Below are 17,236 nucleotides of genomic sequence, written 5' to 3'. Positions count from 1 at the left end.
GATCCGTGTTCTGTGTAAAACCGCGCTTGCTCACCCGGTGCGCACCGGGCAAGACTGCGTTGATGAACCGAACAGGGACGACCTATGGGGCTATTTGAATTCGGCGATACAACGCAGGCCATCCTGTCTTTGCTGATCGTCGTTGGCATGTTCGTGATGTTTCTGCGCGAAACCTTTCCGACCGAGGTCGTGGCAATCGGCGGGGTTGCGGCCATGCTGATCCTGGGAATTCTGGATTACACTGAAGGGCTTGCGGTGCTGTCAAACCCTGCCCCCTGGACCATCGCCGCGATGTTCATCGTTATGGGCGCGCTTGTGCGGACCGGGGCGCTTCGCTGGTTTACCCAAATCGCCGAACGACGAGCCGAAAAAAGCCCTGCTATCGCCCTGTCGGCGCTGATGGGCTTCGTCGTTGTCGCGTCGGCTTTCGTGTCAAATACCCCGGTGGTCGTGGTGATGATCCCGGTCTTTGTGCAACTGGCCAAAAAAATCGGCAGGTCAGCGTCGAAATTGCTGATCCCGCTAAGCTATGCGGCGGTTCTGGGGGGCACACTGACGCTGATCGGGACATCGACGAACCTACTGGTCGATGGTGTGGCACGCGCTAACGGGCTTGCGCCGTTCTCGATCTTCGAGGTCACGCCGTTGGGTCTGGCGCTGGTCGCGTGGGGCATGTTCTATCTGTATTTCATCGCTCCGCGTATCCTGCCCGACCGTGACAGCATGGCAACGATGCTGTCTGACCGGTCGCGCAAGAAATTCTTTACCGAGGCAGTCATCCCCCCCGACAGCAACCTGATCGGGCGCGAAGTGAACGGTGTGCAATTGTTTAAACGCGAAGGTGTGCGGCTGGTTGACCTGATCCGGGGCGATGCGTCCCTGCGACGCGATTTGGACGGCGTGACTTTGCAAGTTGGCGACCGGGTGGTTCTGCGCACCCGGATGGCCGAGCTGCTTAGCCTGCAACGCGACAAAAGCCTGCGACGCGTGGACCAGTTGTCGGCGGTGGAAACTTCGACGGTCGAGGTGTTGATTACGCCCGATTGCGGCATGGTCGGAAAGCAGCTTGGCAGAATGCGTCTGCGTCGGCGATATGGTGTTTATCCCTTGGCTGTGCATCGCAAGAACCAGAATATCGGGCGGCAGCTGGATGATCTGGTCGTTCGCGTCGGAGACACTCTGTTACTTGAGGGTGCGCCCGAGGATATTCAGCGGCTGGCGCAGGATATGGGGCTATTGGATGTCTCAAGACCGTCAGGCCGTGAATACCGGCGTGACCATGCCCCCATCGCCATTGCCGCGCTGGTCGGGTTGGTGGTGTTGGCAGGGTTCGGCGTGGCGCCGATTTTCCTTCTGGCTATCCTTGCGGTCGCCCTTGTTCTGCTGACCCGCTGCATTGACGCGGACGAGGCGTTTGGCGCCGTGGACGGTCGCCTGCTTGTTCTGATTTTTTCCATGCTTGCCATCGGGGCCGGGCTGGAAGGGTCCGGCGCCGTGCGTCTGATCGCCGAAGGGGTCGCGCCCTTTCTGGGCAAATTACCGCCGTTCCTGATCGTCTGGACGATCTATCTGCTGACGTCGATCCTGACCGAGCTTGTGTCAAACAATGCGGTGGCGGTCGTTGTGACGCCCATCGCGATCGGTCTTGCCAACGCGCTGGGGCTGGACCCCCGCCCCTTGGTCGTGGCGGTGATGGTGGCGGCGTCTGCCAGTTTCGCGACACCCATCGGATACCAGACAAACACGCTGGTTTATGGGCCGGGCGGCTATAAGTTCTCGGATTTCCTAAGGGTTGGTATTCCGCTGAATCTGTCGGTGGGCGTGCTGGCTTCGTTCCTGATCCCGTTCATCTGGCCGCTATAGGCCGCGCTGACCTTACAATGGCCAGAACGCCAGAATGGCGGGAATTGATACCGCGACCACTAACACCTCCAACGGCAAGCCCATGCGCCAGTAATCGCCAAACTTGTATCCACCGGGGCCAAGGATCAGCGTGTTGTTCTTGTGCCCGATGGGCGTCAGGAACGCACAACTGGCCGCGACCGCGACCGCCATCAGGAACGGATCGGGGTTCTTGCCAAGCGTCTGTGCCATCTGGATGCCGACAGGGGCGGCGACGATGGTGGTGGCGGTGTTATTCAGGACGTCTGACAAGCTCATCGTGACGATCATCAGAACGGTCAGAACCACCCATGCAGGCAGACCCTGCGTGACGCTGACCAACGCGTTTGCAATCAATTCCGTCCCACCCGAGGTCTCAAGCGCCGCGCCAAGCGGGATCATCGACCCCAGAAGAACCACCACCGGCCATTCGATATGAGTATAAAGTTCTTCCAAGGGCACAATCTTTGTCAGGGTATACCCCACCACGACAAGCCCCAGTGCGACAGGCAGATAGACCAAGCCAAAGCTGGCGGCGGCCACCGCTGAGCCAAACAGACCGATGGCCAGCCAAACCTTGTCGTCCTGCGTGACGGTCAGCCCGCGTTCGGCCAAGGGCAGACCGCCCAGCCAGTCTGTGACATCCGCTTCGGCCCCTTTGGGGACCAGCAGCAGAAGAATGTCGCCGGGCTGGACCTTTGTCTTGCGGACCTGCTTGGTGATGCGTTTGCCGGATCGCGAAATGCCCAGCAGAACCGAGCGTTGTCGCCAGTGCAGCCCCACGGATTGCGCAGTCTTGCCCACGATGCGAGCGTTGACAGGGGCGACGATTTCGATCTTGGACAGCCCATCGCCATCGGCACGCAGCTTTTCTTCCCGTTCAGCATCGGTGAAGCTCAGCCCAAGGGCCGCGCGAAATTCGTCCAGGGCTTCGGGCCGTGCTTCCAGCACCAGTGCATCGCCGGCGGCCAATTTCGTCGCCCGCTGTGTGCCATAGCGCCGCTTGTTGTCGCGCACCAGCCCAAGGATGGCGACGTCGTTTTTCTCGGCGGTTTCGACAAGATCCTGCAACCTCTTGCCGATATGTTTCGACTCTTCCGGCACAGTCAGTTCGGCGACGTAAAGTCCGAACGCCTCCATCGGGTCGGCGTTCGTTTTGGCTGTGTCCGTTTGCGGGATCAAGCGCCAACCGATCAGCGCGACGAACACCAGCCCTGCAATCGCTGTCACACTGCCGACGGGGGCGAAGTCGAACATATGGAATGGCTCGCCCAATGCTTCACCACGGATCGAGGCAATGATGATGTTGGGCGGTGTGCCGATCAGCGTGACCATGCCGCCAAGGATGGTCGCAAAGGACAGAGGCATCAGGCTTAACCCCGGTGCGCGGCCTGCTTTGCGGGCGGTCTGTACGTCGACAGGCATCAACAAAGCCAAGGCCGCCACGTTGTTCATGAAAGCCGACAAGACGCCGCCAATGGCCCCCATCAGAGCAATGTGCGCGCCTAACGACCGTGACGCATCCACCAACGTGCGGGTGATCAGAAACACCGCGCCCGACCGCACCAGACCCGCTGACACCACCAAGACTAGTGCGACAATCAACGTTGCTGGGTGCCCAAAGCCGGAAAACGCATCTTTGGTCGGCACCACCCCCAGCACCACCCCCAGCATCAGCGCCGCGAATGCCACAAGGTCATAGCGATACCGGCCCCAAAGGAGCATTCCGAACACAGCAGCGAAAAGCGAAAAAAGGATGATCTGATCTGTTGTCATACCTCAAGGCTTACCGCTTGCCGATCAGAACGTCACCCAAAGATTACGGGAAAAAGCGTTGCCACCAGCAACAGCGCCATGGTCACGTTGAAGGACCGAAGGCGCGTGGGATTGGTCAGGATGACGCGGATTTTCTGCCCCAGTACGGTCCATACCGACACCGATGGCAGGTTGACCATACCGAAGATCAGAGCCACCAACAAGACCGCCGCCATGCTGCGTGTGGGGGCATAGACACTGATCGCGGTCAGCGCCATCGCCCAGGCCTTGGGGTTCACCCATTGAAACGCGGCTGCTTGCAGAAAGGTCATCGGCGTGCCACCCGCAGCGCTGGTGCCGGGTTCGGCAGCATGGGCGATCTTCCACGCCAGCCACAGCAGATAGACCACGCTGCCTGCCTTCAGGATCGTATAGCTGACCGGATACAGGTCAAAAAGCGTCATCAGGCCCACGCCCACCAGCACGATCATGAAGGTGAAGCCGATCCCAATGCCCAGCATATGCGGGACCGATCGGCGAAACCCGAAATTCGCGCCCGATGCCATCAGCATCAGGTTGTTCGGCCCCGGCGTGATCGAGGACACGAAGGCAAAAGCGACGAAGGCGGACAGAAGCTCAATTGACATGTGGGCAATAATCCATGAACATTTGCCACACTTGATTGCAAGTTTTCAGAAATTCGGAGTTTTTTTGCAACAGCGGACCAAAATAGACGACATCAACGCGCGGATATTGCAGGAATTGTTCCGCGATGGTCGATTGCCGAACACAGAGCTGGCCGAACGGGTGGGTCTGTCGCCCTCGGCCTGCCTGCGACGTGTGCAGGAGCTTGAGCGGCAAGGTGTGATCAAAGGCTATCGTGCCGTGCTTGATCCGATTGCGATGGGCAACGGGTTCGTGGCCTATGTCACTGTTGGCCTGACGGGGCACACCAAGGCCGCGCAAGAGGGTTTTGAACGCTCTGTTTCGCTGTTTGACGAGGTGCGCGAGTGTCACAACATCACCGGCACGGTCGAATACCTGCTGAGGATAGAGGCCGAAGATCTGATCGCCTATAAACGGTTCCACACTGATAAGCTGGGCACGCTGCCGCAGGTACACCAGATCGTGACACATGTCGTCATGGGATCGCCAAAGGATGACCGCGCCTGACGATGGCGCCAATTGGGATCAGCAACGCCCTTGCGGCCCCCCCAACCCCTGCTGTATTGAACCGCGCAACATACCAAAACATGAAATAACTCGGAGGTCGCAATGGCTGGCCACTCAAAATGGGCGAATATTCAGCACCGCAAAGGGCGTCAGGACAAGCTGCGCTCGAAGCTGTTTTCCAAGCTCGCAAAGGAAATCACCGTGGCCGCGAAGATGGGCGACCCGGACCCCGACAAGAACCCGCGCCTGCGTCTGGCCGTGAAAGAGGCGAAATCGCAATCGGTTCCCAAAGACGTGATCGACCGCGCGATCAAGAAGTCGCAAGGCGGTGATGCCGAAAACTACGACGAAATCCGCTATGAAGGCTATGGCCCCAATGGGGTTGCGATCATTGTCGAGACGATGACCGACAACAAGAACCGGACCGCATCGACCGTGCGCTCGACCTTCTCGAAAAACGGCGGCAACCTTGGCGAGACCGGGTCGGTTGGCTTCATGTTCGACCGCAAGGGCGAAGTGATCTATCCGGCCGAGGCAGGCGACGCCGACACCGTGATGGAAGCCGCCATCGAAGCCGGCGCCGAAGATTGCGAAAGCTCGGAGGACGGCCACCGGATCGTCTGCGCCGACACCGACTTGAACGAGGTCTCGAACGCGCTGGAAGCCGCGCTGGGCGAAAGTGAATCAACCAAGTTGATCTGGCAACCCAACATGACAACCGAGCTTGATCTTGAAGGCATGCAAAAGCTCATGAATCTGATCGAGGCATTGGAAGATGATGACGACGTGCAGCGCGTCACGGCCAATTTCGAAGCGACCGACGAGGTGCTGGAGCAGCTTTGATCCGATAACACATTCGCGCATGTAAGACCCCGGCCCGAACCCCGTGTCGGGGTCTCTTGTCTTTCAGGGCAAACTCGGGTCAGGTCGCGGGATGAGCATCACAACCCATATCGATCAACGCCCCATGCACGGTATTGTGTGGATGCTGGTGGCGGGCTTGCTTTTTGTCCTGATGAATGCGCTGGTCAAGCATGTGGGGCAAGGGGTGCCATCGGCGCAAGCGGCGTTCTTGCGGTTTGCGTTCGGTTTGTTCTTCGTGCTGCCCGCCTTCGGACAACTCAGGCGCGCGCGGTTCTCGGGGCGAATTTGGGGGCTTTTTGCCCTGCGTGGGTTGGTGCACAGCGTGGCGGTGTTGTGTTGGTTCTATGCCATGACCCAAATCACCGTGGCCGAGGTCGTGGCGATGAATTACCTGAACCCGATCTATGTCATGCTGGGTGCTGCACTGTTTCTTGGAGAGACATTTTCGACCCGCCGCATGATCGCTGTCGCCTTTGCCTTTGCGGGCGTGTTGATCATCCTGCGTCCCGGCCTGCGCGAGCTGGGGGCGGGGCATTTGTCGATGGTGTTCACGGCCATTTTTCTTGGCGCTTCGTATCTCGTCGCAAAACGGCTGTCACAGGAAACCTCGGCGGCGGTCGTGGTGGCGATGATGTCGATCACCGTGACCATCGGCTTGGCGCCTGTGGCATGGGTTGTTTGGGTTACGCCAACGCTCGTGCAACTGGGGTGGCTGGTCTTGATCGCGTTTTTTGCTACGGCAGGCCACTATTCCATGACCCGCGCCTTTGCCGAGGCACCGGTATCCGTGACCCAACCTGTGACTTTCGTGCAAATCATTTGGGCGGCTGCGATGGGTGCGTGGCTGTTTGCCGAGCCTGTGGATATCTGGGTCGTCACAGGCGCGGGCGTTATCATCGGCGCTGTCAGCTATATCACATGGCGCGAGGCGATGCTGAACCGCCGGGTGACGCCTAACCCCAACGCCGCAAAGTCATGAAAAAAGGGCGCCATAACGGGCGCCCTTTGGCGTGATCGCTCCAATCGCTACTCGGCCCAGCTTACCCCGGTCAGATCGTTGGCCTGTGTTGGCGCATTTTCCCAAAGCCCCTTGATGTTCGCATCGGCAACCCCGGTTTTCGCAAGCTGAAACAGATACCCGTTCACGTAGTCCTCGGCGATCATCTGTTGGGCCTGTTTGTTCAGCTCGGATCGCTGCGCGGGGTCCGCGGTGACATTCAACTCAGCAATCAATGCCTGAAAATCCGGGTTGTCATACTGGAAATAGTAATCGGGGCGGGCATAGATGTTGATATCCGCAGGTTCGGTATGGCTGACGATGGTCAGGTCAAAATCCTTGCCCTTGAACACCTGCTCAATCCATTGCGCCCATTCAAGGTTCGAAATCTCGGTGTCGATCCCGACCGCGCGCAGTTGCGCCGCGACGATCTCGCCCCCGCGGCGGGCATAGGATGGGGGCGGCAGCATCAGGCGCAGGGTCAGGTTTTCGGCACCGGCCTCGGTCAGCAACGATTTCGACAACTCGGGGTCATAGGCGGAGTTTTCCGTCAGATCGACGTAATCGGGGTGGTGTGGCGCGAAATGGGTTCCGATGGGCGTGCCATATCCAAACATCGCCCCGTCGATGATGTCCTGCCGATTGATCGCATGGGAAATCGCCTTGCGCACCCGCTTGTCCGCCAGCGGACCCGAGGCGTGGTTCATCGACAGGATCGTCTCACCCTCGGTCGAGCCGACGATGACGTTGAAACGGGGGTCGGCCTCGAATTGCGACAGGGTTTCGGTGGCGGGGAAGTTGGGGAAGGCATCCACATCTTCGGCCATCATCGCGGCGAAGGCGGCATTCGGGTCCGAGATGAATTTGAACGTGGCTTTCGCAAGCGCAGGCGTTTCGCCCCAATAGGCATCGTTGCGCGCGATTGTCACGTGGTCGCCCTTGGACCATTCGACGAAGCTGAACGGCCCGGTGCCGACCGGGGCGGTGGCCGCATTGTTGATGCTTTCTGGCGCGACGATCACCGCGTCGCCCCACGCCATGTTGAAGGGGAAGCTGCCGTTCGGGGCGGACAGTGTCACCTCGACCGTCAGGGGATCGGGGGCTGTGACAGTTTCGATGTCTTGGAACAACGCCTTTTGCGCGTTGGTCGAGTCTTCGGCGCGCGCGCGATCAAGAGTGAAGATCACATCTTCTGCGTCCATCGGTGTGCCGTCATGAAACGTCACGCCCTCGCGCAGCTTGAACGTGTAGGTCAGGCCATCGTCACTGACGGACCATTCGCTGGCAAGGCCGGGTTGGACCGATCCATCGGGGCCAAACCGGGTCAGGCCTTCGAAAATATTGGCATACACAACCTCGTCAATCGCGGCGGCGGCACCGGCGGTGGGGTCAAGGTTAGGTGGCTCAAGCACCATGCCAAGCGTGATCGCATCGCTGCCCGCCAGTGCGGTCGAGGCCATCAGCGCCCAAGCGGCGGCTGTGAATTTCAGGTTGGTCATGGTGGTCCTCCTTTACCACGATCACGGGTCAGGTGTCATGAAACGCGGGAAATCAGTTTGACGCAAGGGGCGTGTTACGAACTGGCCTCCAGCTTCTCTGCGGCGCAGCATTAGGCTGCGCGCACGGCAGCGGGCAGAGCAGGAAACAGGACGACCGCTTCGGCAAAGACAGCGAAGCCGACACTGTCCGACATTCCTGCCCCCGAAAGAAGGTGCCGTAGTTGTGCTTGACCGCCTATGCCATCCCCAGCGCCCAGATGCTGAGCGCGCTACTACTCGGTAACGAGACAAAATATCCGCTGACCAAAGTGCAGAATGCGGCGAAACTTGGCAACAATGCGCAATATGTTGGGACGCTGGACCAAATATAGCCTGCTGGCTTCGAAGCCAATATGCGAATATCGGACTTGTCACCTTTCGTAAAAAAGACGTGCCAGGCCATGTTGTCGCGCAGCACGTGCGCTTCCGCGGCCGATGCGGTGTAACGCTCACTGGACGACAACATCGCTGTTTAAACGGGTGGCTGCGCTGGCGGCTTCGCCCTTGATGGTGGCTCTTGTAGTAAGCCCTGGGGCCTTGCCCCTCTCAGCTGCTTGCATTCACCTCAGGATATTTCTAGCCAGAAAAGACGATGCTGTGCGTCTTCTGGCCAGAAGTATCCCCGCCGGAGGCATGAGATCAGCCGAGCGAAGCGAGGTCTCCCTTGGTGAGCCGCGTCCAAGCCCGTGACACTAGGCGATCAGCTCTTTGAGAACTAACGCCATGACGCCTGCGCTGTCGATCATGTCATCTATACCAACCCATTCGTCGGGTTGGTGAGCAAGGTCAAGAATGCCGGGACCATAGGCGATGCAGTTCTTGAGCCGTCCGATACGGTCAATATGTTTTTGATCGTATGTGCCCGGAGAGACGACGTATGACGGCTGCTGGCCCAGCACCTTTTCGATGGCTGCAGCGGTGGTGGTGACAACGGGCGCGTCTTTGTCGGTCATTGTCGGGATCACCTCGTGCATGTCGCGGATCTCGTATTCGAAATTGGGACGTTCGTCGCGAATGGTGTCGAGCATTTGCGTGATTTCGGATTTGACCTCGTTCAGATCCTCTTCGATCAGAAAACGCCGGTCTATCACGATCCGGCAACGGTCAGCGACGCAGGCTGCGGGGAAGCCAGTGAACCCCTTGTATTGCTCGGGCTCGCCCCCATGGACAGAGTTGATGTTTAAGGTGGATTGTTTTGCGCCGTCAGGAACGACTGGCATGTCGGTATGTTTGCTCGCCAAAAGCGGAAAAAGATGACGTTCCATTTCCGCCATCACGGCGCCCATGTGCCTGATCGCGCTGTCCCCCAGAAACGGCATGGAGCCATGCGCGATGCGGCCTTTTGTTTCGATCTCGGCCCACCAGACGCCCCGGTGGCCCAGACAGATGCGATCTTTGTTCAGGGGTTCGGGGATGATGACATGTTGCACGCGGGCAGGGTCGAAATAGCCTTGGTCGGCAAGGTAGGCGACGCCGCCATAGCCACCGCTTTCTTCGTCGGCGGTCGCGCTGATTTCGACTGCGCCCTTATGATCCGGGTTGAGGGCCACGAAAGCTTCGGCGGCGATGATCGAGGCCGCCAAACCGCCCTTCATGTCGCAAGCCCCCCGACCATAAATGCGCCCGTCTTCAACTTCTCCGCCGAACGGGTCTTTGGTCCAGCCATGCCCGACCTCGACCACGTCGTGGTGGCCGTTGAAATGCACACAATCACCGGACGCAGCGCCTTCATGCCTGCAAATCACGTTCCAACGGGGGAAATCGTCACTGTCGCCCGGTGTGTCTTTTGCGCGGATAAGATCAACTTTCCACCCCTGCTTGCCCATCCTCTCGCCAATAAATGTGCAAATCGTACGATAGTCCCGCCCCGGCGGGTTCAAGGTTCGGATGCGGATCAGGTCTTGGGTCAGCGCGATCAGATCGTCGCGACGGCGGGCGATTTCAGCAAGCAGAGGATCTTTGGTGTCGGCCATGTGTGAAGCCTAGGCAGCTTGAGCGGCGCAGGCAATGGGGGACGTTGGTGCGAAAACTCTGTTGCGGCTCTTTAAATCGCGTTAAACTCAGCCCAATTGCGATGTTGTAATGATTAACTTTGTCCCGGGCAGGCGCCATTGCCTCGTGGGATTTGGCAGAGCCGAGGAGGGCATATGGCCAGTTTTGACAAACAGATTCGTGACAGTCAGGCGCAGGTCGAGGAAGCGCAGTCGAAGATTTCTGAATTGACGACGCGAATCGAAATCACGCGTGCGAAAGCGACGGCGGGTGAAGATATCTCGATTGATATCGAGAACGCGACGCTGGAGGACGTGCACGCCCATACCGAGGCGATGAACGCCAATATCGCGGAACTGATCATGGGGCTGGACGATGTCACCTCGGGGTTTTCGCAGGATTTCGACCAGATGCGGTCAAAAACCGGCTGGGAGGCGTTTGTTGGCATGTTCTCGAAGGCCAAATCGGAAAGCATGCGGCAGGAACGGATGCGAACGGCGTCGATTGACGATAAGCTGCAAGAGTTGATCGCGCAGTCGGACAGCATTGTGAACCTGCTTGAAGGCCAGTTGGCGATGCTGAACGAGCAGAAAGAAAAGGTCGGTGAGAATCTGACCGCCACGCTGGATGAGCGTGAAATGACGGTGGGCGAATTGGAAGCCCTGCGCGCTGATATTCTGGGTATGGACCCTAAGATTATCGAGTTGGAAAACAAGATTGCCAATGAACAGGACGCTGCCAAGCGCACGCAGCTTGAAACCGAGCTGGCCGATCTGAACACGCAATACAACGAGATGGTGCAGGACGAGCAAGTGAAGCTCGCCAAGTCGCAGACATTGGAGCGCTATATCGAAAAGGGCAAAACCTGGGTTGATTCACTACAGAACCAAGCGGCGACGCAGATGGTGCTGATCAACAAATTGCAGACGGACACCAAGCAACGTGTGGTGCTGTATGATGCGCTGACCAAGTCACTGAAGACCGCGCAGCAGCAGGACGTGGCGCACCGGATCAACGAAATCGGGGTCGAGACCGACAAAGAAGCGCAAGCCGCGATGGCCGCGATTGGCACGGCGACCAACCAACGGATGGCGGACATGATGGAAGCCCACGAGGAGCAGATGGTCTTTGCCCGTGACGTGCTGGAGGCCAAGGCTAAGGCAGACGAGCGCTTTGCGCGCCGGTTTGCCGAGATTGTCGAGAAGCATGACAAGAACCTGTATGGGGCGTGAATGTGAAGGGTAAAAATTGGGGCTTCAAATGGGTGCTAGTTGGAGGAATGGTTGGGTTCCTCTTGTTTTTGGGGCTTGGCTGGCTGGTCGAATCCAAACTTCTATTGAGCATTTCGATGTGGTTGTTGGGGCTTTCTCTCATTTCTGGTTTTTTATGGTTTACCGAGGCGAGTGCCGATTCACTCCGGGAGTATGGTCTCGGAGAAGGAGTCGCTAACTTATATGGTGAGGATCGCGCTAAGTTCATGTTTGGTGAAAATTACAAAAGAAACCAAGATGATAAGTGATTCCTTATGCCCGGTCGATAGACCGGGCAGCGCCCGACCCTCCCCACGGGAGGGCGCTTTGCACCCACCCAGGGTCAGGCGCTGCCCTCTTCGGTTTGATTGGAAGCTATGACGAACGACATCAAAACCTCCGAACGCGCCTCGGTTGGCTTCGCCCCGCGCGACCATGCCGAACTGACGGATACCCAGATCACGCGGCGGTATTTCTCGAAGTTCGAGAAGATCACCGCGCATCTGGCTCGCGTGGCCGGACAGATGGAGGTTGAGGGCAAGCTCACCCGTGATGAGGTGGACGTGTTGGCCCGTTATGTCATCAAACTGGGCCTTAGCTTCAAGGCGCTCGCCAACAAGTATCACATGTCAGACAAGGCGTACGGACTTGGCGCTGAGACTTTGACCTTTGATCGACGCGACAGCGGGTTTCCAGTCCATGCGGAGCTGCTTCAGATGGCATCGGATGCCGCACAGGCCGATACCCATCTGAAGGGCATGGCCTCTGTCGAGGAATTGAAAAGCCAGATGGTCAGCCAGATCGTGGGCGACCTGACGGTGCCGAAAGAGTTGCAGTATTCACTGTCCCAGCGGCTCTATTATGAAGAGCTTGCGAGAGGCGAGTTGTTCTGGCCGCAGATGTCCCCGGATGTCGTCTGGCGCATGACCAAGGGTGACGGGCGGGATACGCGCCGCATCTATCTGGTTCATTGGGCGGTCTATGACAGCGCGGTGAATTTGCCGACGATTTACATCATGGAGCTTGAGGATACAGGTGGCGTTGCGCTTCCGAAAGACGAACGCCGCTGGCCGCGGATGCAGTCGCATCTGATGGCGCAATCCATGGCGGGGCTGCAGCTTGTGACCATCGCCGCGGGGTTCGACAAGGATTTCGACGACCTGCATCCCAAACGTCTGCGTAGGTTCCATGTGGGGCCGATGTATAGCCACACCTTCACCCAACAAACCGGACCCCTGCGCGAGGTGCTGGCTGAGGCGAAAAGTCCACCCGGTGAAGACTGGGCTTTGGCTTGGACGGTCGAAGAATTGCGCAGTCAAAGCGTGAAAGAGGAAAAGTCAGGCTGGTTTGGCACGGTCGAGCGCGAGATTTTTGCGCTGGACCCGTTCGCCAATGCCGGTGCAAACATCGGCGCGACCAGTATGGAACGCGCCATCATCATGCCCGCGCGGCCCTTTCAAGTGCTGACCGAGAAAAAACCTGCAGGCTTTCACGACGTGCGCAAATTTGTTGTCAGCCCCGGGGGGCGGGTGCTGAGTTATCGTTGATATAGGAGTAATCCCCACATGAGCCTGCCTGCCGATCTGATGGAGCTTCGAGAAGAAGAAATCCGTGCGCATTATGTGGCGGCTGCTGGGAATCTGGATGGGTTTGACCACACCCCGCGGATTGCCAAACCCAAGGGCGCTATACCCGCGCCTCAACGCAGCCCCGGCATTGCCCGCACCCGGCGGTTCCGCACAACGACACCGGGCCTTGTGACACGGTCGACCGCGCGGCCTGAAGGTGTGCATCTGGCGGATCGGATTGAAAGCGCGGACGGGGATGATCCGCTGATGTCTCCGCTTCAAGCGACGGTATTGCACGCGCTGCGCCGCGCCATAGCGATTGCGTTGGCCGTTGGCGAAGGGTTTGCTGAACAAACCGAACTGGCCGCCCTGCGTCGTGCCAATCTTGAGGGGCGCTTGGGGTCCGACAAAAAAACCGCGTTTTCCGAGCTTCTGACCGCCGAGGCGCTGATCGTGTTGCATGTGTTCGCCAACGCCACCTCGTTCCTTCTGGCCGATCACGCCAGCGAGGCGTCGATCGAGGTCGGCGCAGTTGATGAAATCCTGACTGACAATGCACCGCTTGCCCTGAAAGGCGCACTGTGGGAGCTGGATCAGGAGCTTGCCACCTTCGTCACGTCCGAAGATAAACTGGTGGCAACCGTTTTGGCCTTTGTCGAGCAGTTGATGGAGAAGGTCGCTCTGCGCGCCCAGACCGCCAGCCACCTTGGCCCGTTTACCTCGGTCAACTACCGGGTCGAGGCCGATAACCTGACCATTTCCGGCTTCACCCCGGCCCGCGCCCATCGCGGGTCGACGATCACGATGACGTTCAAGAAACCGCATCAGGTCGTCGGCAACCACATCGCGAAATATCAGGCGATGAAGCTGGCCAAGATGCTGATGGCTTATGATTTCGACCGCAAGCTAAACCCGTTTGCCGAACTTGGCGGCTTCATCTTCACCTTCATGGGCGACGGCAAGCCGGGCACGGGGAAAACCACGCTGATCCAGATGATGGCCGGGTTGGTCAACGATTATTGCGCGGTTGCGGGCTATCCGTTTCGCTATCAGAACTTCGGTATCGACAATATCGACAGCTATCAGGGCAAGTCGGGGCAGAACGCCAAGGCGTTTATCAACAATGTGCTCGACCCCAACGTGATCGGCTTTGGCACGGTGGATGACATCGACCAGATCGCGGGCAAACGGGGGGATCGCCAGTCCTCCGCCGGGCAGCAAGAGGTCACGGCGGTTCTGATGGAAAGCTTCTCGGGCGCCAACACGGTGGTGCGCGGCAACTGCACCTTCGGCATGTTCTCGAACTACCCCGAGAATGTGGACGACGCCCTGCGCCAACGCGCCGGTGCGCGGTTTCTGGTCGATGGGCCACGAACGCGCGACGACTATATCGACATCCTGCACCTGCTGATGGGCAAGAACCACGACATCGCGCTGGGCGACCACGACCTTTACGCGGCGCAAGAAATCAAATCCGCCGTGGCGCGTTCGTTTGAGGCGCACAACCGCCCGCAGGAAGATGGACTGCTGAACGTTTTCGACAAGGTGCATAACAAGATTGGTGAACTCGACGACATCGCCAAAATGGGCACCTATCTGAAAGCCATTCAAGAGGCGGACGAGCGCTTCACGGGTCGTTCGATCAAGAACATCACCGACGCGGTGAAAGTCCGCGCGATGGACTTTGAACTGCCTGATGAATGGATGGAGAACCCCGAGCTGTTCTTGGTCAAAGACTACGACACCAAGAAAGCGATGATCGAGGAACTGCGCGTCCCCATCACCACCGACATGGTGATCCAGGAAATCAACCGCTACGCCGATTCAGAGTTCCGTTATGCCGACAAGTCGGACGAGGCCGCTATTGAGGCGATGGTGCGGGACTTTGGGCGGCAGGAAGAGGCGAAGAAGCGGTATTTGGAGGGGAAGTGAGTATCCGGCGAGACATAAGGGGCGCGTCCGATCCGAGGGTGGGCGTTCACGCCCGCCCTGTGGGGCGGGTCGGGCGTGACCCGGCGATAAGCGCCGGGAGGGGGGGATTGTGAGCGAGTCTAACGAAAAGAAAATCTGGAGAGAGCCGGCGTTCTTGGTTGGTATCGGCTTGACTGTTCTTGTGCTTGGTGGCTTTGCGTGCACACTTTTCGTTTGGCCGATGAATGATGAATACGCGACGAAATGGGACTACATCAAGAAAGCACAGCCCAATGAAATCGGCGATACGTTAGCTGGCGTGGCCGGGACGCTGGCATTTGTCTGGATTGTTGTGACTGTCTGGCTACAAGCGACGGAGTTGCGCGAGCAACGACAAGAGTTTTCTCGAATGGCGACTGCTCAGGAGGCGCAAACCTCAGTTCTAGAAAAGCAAAAAGAAATATTTGAGGATGAAAAATGTCAACGTGACGAAACCAGAGCAGAAGCCGAGCTCACCGAAATGGTCAAACAATTAGGTTTTATCATAAAACGTATAGCTGAACATGACCCTGATCATGCCATTCAAAGCTCATACTATTTTTGGCTCTGGGACAATTCCACCAGAAGAAGTTTCGAAAAAATGTCCAGTGGGCGGGAGATCAAAACCGGTTTTGACCGAATTGCAATGCTTAGCGACGAAAGGGCGATCAACCTGTACTGTCGGCGCGTTGCTATGTTTGCGGACGAGGTCAATGGGATATCCTTTCCGATTGATGTGACTCGCAATGATCTATTTTTTAAAACAGGTTTTCGATGGCTGAGCGAACCGCTGAAGGACCTTCACAACATCCGTGACCGACTCTCAAGTGCTCAAAAATTCAGGCTGCAACGGCTGGGTTTATTGGAACTCGAGGACAATATCGCGCGTTTTATGGAGAAATTGAAATGAAACGCCTCATCCAACGCGGCCTTATGTTTGGCAACCTGATCCGGGTCGACAGCCCGGCGCTGATCGAACGCTATAACCGTGCGCTCAAGGGGCTGGCGGGCAAGCAGACGAAGCTGAAAGAATTTCATATCGACGTCTCTGGTTTCTCGCCCGAGATTGGCGAGGAGCTGGACGATCCGCTCTACCTAAACCCCAATGGCTGCAACCGACAGTTCATCATCTTGACGGTGGATCAGAAGACAGCACCGCTGCTCAACGCCATGTTCTCGACCTCGCGCGGCATACTTCGCCAGTTCATCGCGGATAACGAGGCGAAGCTGTTTGCCCTGACCGCCCATGACGCGGTCGCCGGGGAGTTGATGGACTCGGTCTATGACGTGTCCGCCCCTGCGCGGCTGTTTGACATCCGCAAGTTCAGGATCGAGGCTGACACGACCCAAAGCCACGTTAAGAAAGCGCGCCTGTTGGCGGAAAAAATCGACCAGTTCCAAAGCGAAGAAAATGCGTGGTTCGATGATGATCTGATCGCCGAGATGATCGAGCTTGCCCGCGAAACCGGCGACGTGACCCGCGTGCCCGTGGACTTGGGCGTGCAGACGTTCGAGCAAGCCAATTTCTGGACCGCGCATTTCGGCGGGGTCTATGTGTTTCGCGATGTGGACAGCCCGGCGGCCATTGTCTCGGGCGATAAGGATCGGCTGGACACGCTGCCGCCGGGCAAGGTGCTGGATACGACCCAACCCAACCGGCTGGCCAGCTTTCTGGGCAAGAACAATCTGGTCGAACCGGTGGTGCGTGAACGCGGCGGCAATGGTGCGGATATCCTTCGCCAAAAGATGGAGTTCATTCTGGTGGACGCCGCCACCTCGGCGGGGATTGACCTGGGCGATATGTCGTCGCGCACGTTGCGACAGGTGGCGCAGCGTTTGGGTGCGGGCCTGCCAGCGGCGTTTCACGGATTGGCGGCGATGGTGCGCTGGGCGGAAGCAGGCGGCCCGTGGCCCCGGATCGACAGCCGCCATCCGGCCTATTTCTATACCCTGCGCGCGCGGCCCGACCACCCGGATCGCGACCTGATCAACCAATTGTTGGCCGAGCTTGCGCCGATGGATATCCGCCAGCTTTTCATCTGTCATAAGCAGCTTTTTTATGCTTCCTACGCCACATGGCCCGATGAAAAGCGTGAATTTGTGGCAGAATTCCTGCATCGTGACTATATGGCGAACAAGGCCGGGGCGCGGGACGCGTTGTTTGGTGGCAGCGACCGCGGGTTGAAGGTGCCGGAAATCCCCCGCAGGCGCACGCGAGACGAGATGATCGACATTGTCGGCCCTTGGGGCAGCGTAGGCGGGAGGTAA

General features: G+C 58.3%; 14 protein-coding genes. 10 read left to right on the top strand and 4 right to left on the bottom strand.

Annotated features, from left to right (window positions below; all coding sequences use genetic code 11):
• Nucleotides 1-84: 84 nt before the first annotated feature.
• Nucleotides 85-1,863 (top strand): SLC13 family permease, encoded by a 1,779-nt coding sequence (locus MN186_RS07530; RefSeq protein WP_242113758.1) that lies wholly within the window; start codon nt 85-87, stop codon nt 1,861-1,863.
• 12 nt (nt 1,864-1,875) lie between these two features.
• Here MN186_RS07530 and MN186_RS07525 read toward each other — a convergent pair whose 3' ends face one another.
• Nucleotides 1,876-3,657 carry an SLC13 family permease gene (locus tag MN186_RS07525; RefSeq protein ID WP_242113757.1) on the bottom strand — a complete coding sequence of 594 codons (1,782 nt, stop codon included), beginning with the start codon at nt 3,655-3,657 and terminating at the stop codon, nt 1,876-1,878.
• 32 nt (nt 3,658-3,689) lie between these two features.
• The gene (locus MN186_RS07520) at nt 3,690-4,283 is read right to left on the bottom strand and encodes a LysE family translocator (RefSeq protein WP_242113756.1); all 594 of its coding nucleotides are present in this window, start codon (nt 4,281-4,283) and stop codon (nt 3,690-3,692) included.
• A gap of 82 nt (nt 4,284-4,365) precedes the next feature.
• On the opposite strand from MN186_RS07520, the gene MN186_RS07515 reads away from it, so the two are divergent.
• The 3 genes from MN186_RS07515 (at nt 4,366) to MN186_RS07505 (ending at nt 6,652) form a co-directional block, all read left to right on the top strand.
• On the top strand, nt 4,366-4,809 hold the full coding sequence (locus MN186_RS07515; protein WP_420838915.1) for an Lrp/AsnC family transcriptional regulator: 444 nt from the start codon (nt 4,366-4,368) through the stop codon (nt 4,807-4,809).
• A 102-nt stretch (nt 4,810-4,911) separates the two neighbouring features.
• Nucleotides 4,912-5,652 (top strand): YebC/PmpR family DNA-binding transcriptional regulator, encoded by a 741-nt coding sequence (locus MN186_RS07510; protein WP_242113754.1) that lies wholly within the window; start codon nt 4,912-4,914, stop codon nt 5,650-5,652.
• 91 nt (nt 5,653-5,743) lie between these two features.
• Nucleotides 5,744-6,652 (top strand): DMT family transporter, encoded by a 909-nt coding sequence (locus MN186_RS07505; protein ID WP_242113753.1) that lies wholly within the window; start codon nt 5,744-5,746, stop codon nt 6,650-6,652.
• Nucleotides 6,653-6,699: 47 nt separating this feature from the next.
• Here MN186_RS07505 and MN186_RS07500 read toward each other — a convergent pair whose 3' ends face one another.
• Nucleotides 6,700-8,169, bottom strand: coding sequence for an ABC transporter substrate-binding protein (locus MN186_RS07500; RefSeq protein WP_242113752.1), 1,470 nt, complete (start codon nt 8,167-8,169; stop codon nt 6,700-6,702).
• A 731-nt stretch (nt 8,170-8,900) separates the two neighbouring features.
• Nucleotides 8,901-10,181, bottom strand: coding sequence for an acetylornithine deacetylase/succinyl-diaminopimelate desuccinylase family protein (locus MN186_RS07495; RefSeq protein ID WP_242113751.1), 1,281 nt, complete (start codon nt 10,179-10,181; stop codon nt 8,901-8,903).
• Nucleotides 10,182-10,355: 174 nt separating this feature from the next.
• Between MN186_RS07495 and MN186_RS07490 the strand changes: the two genes are divergently transcribed.
• From MN186_RS07490 to MN186_RS07465, 6 genes are all read left to right on the top strand, one after another.
• Nucleotides 10,356-11,432, top strand: a complete 1,077-nt coding sequence (locus tag MN186_RS07490; protein ID WP_242113750.1) for a coiled-coil domain-containing protein — start codon at nt 10,356-10,358, stop codon at nt 11,430-11,432.
• Nucleotides 11,433-11,434: 2 nt separating this feature from the next.
• Nucleotides 11,435-11,719: a hypothetical protein gene (locus MN186_RS07485; RefSeq protein WP_242113749.1), complete on the top strand. Its 285-nt coding sequence runs from the start codon at nt 11,435-11,437 to the stop codon at nt 11,717-11,719.
• A gap of 108 nt (nt 11,720-11,827) precedes the next feature.
• Entirely contained in the window at nt 11,828-12,997 is a 1,170-nt protein-coding gene (locus tag MN186_RS07480; RefSeq protein WP_242113748.1) for a hypothetical protein, read from the top strand.
• An 18-nt stretch (nt 12,998-13,015) separates the two neighbouring features.
• On the top strand, nt 13,016-14,950 hold the full coding sequence (locus MN186_RS07475; protein ID WP_242113747.1) for an ATP-binding protein: 1,935 nt from the start codon (nt 13,016-13,018) through the stop codon (nt 14,948-14,950).
• A gap of 109 nt (nt 14,951-15,059) precedes the next feature.
• Nucleotides 15,060-15,878 carry a hypothetical protein gene (locus MN186_RS07470; protein WP_242113746.1) on the top strand — a complete coding sequence of 273 codons (819 nt, stop codon included), beginning with the start codon at nt 15,060-15,062 and terminating at the stop codon, nt 15,876-15,878.
• Nucleotides 15,875-17,236 (top strand): DUF6638 family protein, encoded by a 1,362-nt coding sequence (locus tag MN186_RS07465; protein WP_242113745.1) that lies wholly within the window; start codon nt 15,875-15,877, stop codon nt 17,234-17,236. Before MN186_RS07470 ends, MN186_RS07465 begins: the two co-directional genes overlap by 4 nt.

Origin of the sequence: Aliiroseovarius sediminis (assembly GCF_022678485.1) — a bacterium.
In the GTDB taxonomy this organism is placed as follows: Bacteria; Pseudomonadota; Alphaproteobacteria; order Rhodobacterales; family Rhodobacteraceae; genus Aliiroseovarius; species Aliiroseovarius sediminis.
This window is presented reverse-complemented; position numbering and strand designations above follow the sequence as displayed.